Source organism: Brachyspira sp. (assembly GCF_029258575.1).
GTDB lineage: Bacteria > Spirochaetota > Brachyspiria > Brachyspirales > Brachyspiraceae > Brachyspira.
In genome coordinates, this window is sequence record NZ_JARHYI010000086.1 from 1 (window position 1) to 4,159 (window position 4,159).

A 4,159-nucleotide genomic window follows, 5' to 3' on the forward strand; every position below is an offset into this window, starting at 1 on the left:
AACATTTTCATTTATTTATTAAAGAATGTCAATTTCGCTTTAATACTCCAAAAGTTGAAAAACAATTAGAAATAGTATATAATTTAGCAAAGAAGGAGCTTTTTTAGTTATCTAGGACAGCCCCTTATAATCAATATGATTAAATAAACATCCGCCACAAATACCAGTATATTTACACAAAGGCTTTATTCTATAAGGAGATGCTTCTATTATTTCATTCACAGATGCATAAGAAAATTTTTTACTTTCTTTTGTTATTGTAATATACAATACATCATCTTCAACAGTATGGGGAATAAATACGACTTTCCCATTTTCATCTTTTGTAATTCCGTATCCGCCGTAAGCGGTATCTATCATTTTTACTTTCATATATATAAATAAAAAACCATTCGCTCATAAAATATATCAAATAAACTTAATATACAATCTTAATTTTAATAAGTTCATCAAATAAAAAATCATTCGCTTATAAAATATATCAAATAAACTTAATATACGCTCATAATTTTTTATAGGTTAATAAATAAAAAACCATTCGCTCATAAAATATATCAAATAAACTTAATATACGCTCATAATTTTTTATAGGTTAATAAATAAAAAATTATTCGCTTATAAAATATAACAAATAAACTTAATATACAATCTTAATTTTAATAAGTTCATCAAATAAAAAACCATTCGCTTATAAAATATATCAAATAAACTTAATATACGCTCATAATTTTTTATAGGTTAATAAATAAAAAACCATTCGCTCATAAAATATAACAAATAAACTTAATATACAATCTTAATTTTAATAAAAAATTATATACAAAAAAATAAACAATTAAAAATAATCAGAAAAATAAACCTGCTCTTTAGGTATAAGAGATTCCAATAAATTTATTCCCTTTATACTGGCTTCTATTCTTCCTATCTTGTATAGATAAGAAGGCGTTTTATAACTCATAAGCATAGTAGTAAGTGTTTGAATATCCATCTTTATAATATATCTATCCTTACCATTTCTTTTATATTCTTTATTAAGTCTTTTACAAATAGTATTTTTATTCTCGTCCCAATAAAGCAAAAAACTGCCGTTATTCCATTTAGCCATATTATCTTTGATTATCAAATTAATTTTTTTGTTTTTAGGTTTTCTTGCAAAAGGATAATCATTGATAAATGCCTTAACATCTGTAATTCTAGCCATTATATAAGGTCTTATAGTTTCTTTTATCTCACTATCCTCAAGTAAAAATGCCATAGGTTCATTAGTATAATTATAGCCATGAACTTTATCAACCATAGAAAAATGAGCAGATATATAATTCCAAAGTCCAAGTCTTGCTTCTAAATTAAGATAAACCATTTCTTTTATATGAAAAATATCATTCTCTATAACATAAACTAAAAAACCTTTAGCCTCATCTTTTTCATCATAATATATAGCAACTATAGTATCATCAACTTCCCATCTCCAATACTCTTCCCATTCCAAATCGCCTCTCAATAAAGAACCATGTCGCATATAAGAAAATTTATTATATAATTCTTTAAGTTCATTACTGTCAATAGCAACTCTATCTACCCTGCCCTTATTGGCAATAGTTTTAGGAAGCTGAGTATCTTTAATATCAAAACTCATCTTATCAGAAATAATTTCCCAGCCCTTTCTTCTATAGAACGGTATTGAATATGGATATAATACTGATATAGTTTGACCTTCTTTCTTCATATTTTCAATACTTTTTATCATTAAATCATTCATAAGACCAAGATTTGAATATTCAGGATAAGTGGCAACACCTGTAACTCCAGCCATTTTATATATAACACCATGTATATTCATTTTCATAGGATAAACTGCTATTTGAGAAGCAAGCTTTTCCCCATCAAACCAACCTAGAACTTTGGCTTTACTTAATACTGCAGATTTAGCCTGCTTAATTTCATCAGCATCATAACCCAGATTGATAAGTTCATTATTACTAACTTGAAATGCATATCTTAATAAATTATTAAAATCATCTAAATCTTTTAATGTTAAATATCTTATTTTAAATTTATCTTTCTTTTTTTTTATTATATCATATTTAGAATCTTCTTTATTATGATGAACACTCATAAAATTTCACCCATATTTACATAATATACAATAATATAATAAAAATATTGATAATTGTCAATTTTAATTATTATAAGAATTTTCTATATTAGCCATAAATAATTCATCGGAAGGAAGCACCAAATTATCAATATCATCTTCTTTACCATTACATAATTTGAAAAAATCGCAAAACTCACAATGTCTACCCATCTTTTTATCGAAAGCCCTATCATACCTTATATCATCAACTATCTCATCAAACCACTCTCTTAAATAATTAATAGACTCAGAAGTAAACTCTATAGTATCAAATTTATCATCTTCAAAATGATAATAAGAACCGCTTGTAACCTTGCATTTCATTCCATCTAATATACAAGCATATAATTTCAACTGTATTGTTTTTCTATCTCTCTCTTCATTATCTTCGCCCACATCATAATATTTTGTAGTTTTATAATCCACAATCTGTAATGTACCATCAGCAGATAAATCTATTCTGTCTATTCTTCCAAATAAAATATAATCCCTAACCCTATTCTCCATATAGCTTTCTATCTTATATGGTACTTTCTGACCAAATGAATTAAAGAAATTAGAAAGCATATAAAGACCTCTTTCTCCCAATTCTTTTTCTTCATCTCTGCTATTAAAAAAAGCTCTTATTCCGCTTCTTTTCCATACATTTCTAAATATATTATATAGATTTTCTAAAGTTCTATCCTCTGCTCTTTGTTCATAAAATTCTTTGCAGGTCAAATGAATGGCATTACCAAATATAAAATAAACATTTACACTTCTTTTTTGCTTTTTAAAAGGCTTTTCTATATAAGTATATCTATATTTTCTAGGGCAAAGCAAATATGTAGAAAGGCTGTATTCACTGAATCTTTGTAATTTCTTTGCTTCCATAAAACTATCTTCTAAAAAAATATTTTCACAAATTGATTATATATTATTTAAAAGAAAATATAATCAATTTGTACTTTCTGTACTTTCTATATTATTAGTGTATTTATTTAATAATGCCTGTATATCTCTGTCTGAAGTAAGATCAATAGCCTTTTTACCTTCAATATCAGTTATATTGGCATCAGCCTTATTTCTCAAAATTATTTCAACTGCTCTATAACTATCTGAAGCAGAAGCAAAATGCAAAGCAGTCCAACCATCATCATCTTGCAAATTTACATTAGCATTATATTTTAACAAAATAGCTATAACAGATACTTGATTATTCATAGCAGCCCACATTAAAGGAGAAGTTCCTGTATTATCTCCAACATTAACCATATCAGTAGAAGAATTTTTTGATGCTTCTAATATAGCAGAAACCACATTATGATATCCTTTAGCAGATGCAATATGTATAGCCATAGCATCATCTATAGTATCTTTTGCCATAATATCAGCACCATAATTTATAAGTATAGTTACCAAGTCAGAATATCCATAATAAGAAGCTAGCAAAAGAGGTGTTTGTCCATCTGCATACCATTTATTTTCTCCATCCATTAATATAGTATCCACTGGTAAAATAGGATCCATATTGATTTTTTTATTCGATAATAATTCTTTTACTATTGCTACATTATTGGCTTTAACCGCTATATGCAAAGCTGACCAGCCCTCTCCATTAACAGCATTGACATCTGCACCTTGAGATATCAATTCTCTTACCTTAATTATATCTCCGCTCTCTATTGAACTAAAAAATATATCATTGCCATTTGTAATTTCTTGCGAATGCAAAACTAAAGTCAATAAAAATAAAAGAAAAGAAATATATATTTTTTTCATAAATTATATTATCCTCATAATAAATAATATTATTATAAATTATAGTACAAAAATTCAAAATATACAACAATTTATATGATAATTTTTATATAATATAGTTGCTATATTGACTTATATAAATTAATATTATATCATAAGGAGTATGATGGATAATGAACAAGCAACAAGCAACAAGCAACAAGCAACAAGCAACAAGCAACAAGCAACAAGCAACAAGCAACAAGCAACAAGCAACAAGCAACAAGCAACAAGCAACAAGCA

Annotated in this window: 3 protein-coding genes and 1 pseudogene; all 4 read right to left on the reverse strand. The window is 26.4% G+C overall.

From position 1 onward, the window contains the following. Positions 1 to 126: 126 nt before the first annotated feature. Positions 127 to 372, reverse strand: a pseudogene (locus Q1J76_RS06895) (TRAM domain-containing protein); the annotation flags it as partial. 463 nt (positions 373 to 835) lie between these two features. Further along, a complete protein-coding gene (locus Q1J76_RS06900) occupies positions 836 to 2,116 on the reverse strand; it encodes a GNAT family N-acetyltransferase (protein ID WP_300368812.1) in 1,281 nt (426 codons plus the stop codon). A 63-nt stretch (positions 2,117 to 2,179) separates the two neighbouring features. Further along, positions 2,180 to 3,010, reverse strand: a complete 831-nt coding sequence (locus tag Q1J76_RS06905) for a RecB family exonuclease (RefSeq protein ID WP_300368815.1) — start codon at positions 3,008 to 3,010, stop codon at positions 2,180 to 2,182. Positions 3,011 to 3,073: 63 nt separating this feature from the next. Further along, entirely contained in the window at positions 3,074 to 3,898 is an 825-nt protein-coding gene (locus tag Q1J76_RS06910; RefSeq protein ID WP_300368818.1) for an ankyrin repeat domain-containing protein, read from the reverse strand. Positions 3,899 to 4,159 lie beyond the last annotated feature (261 nt).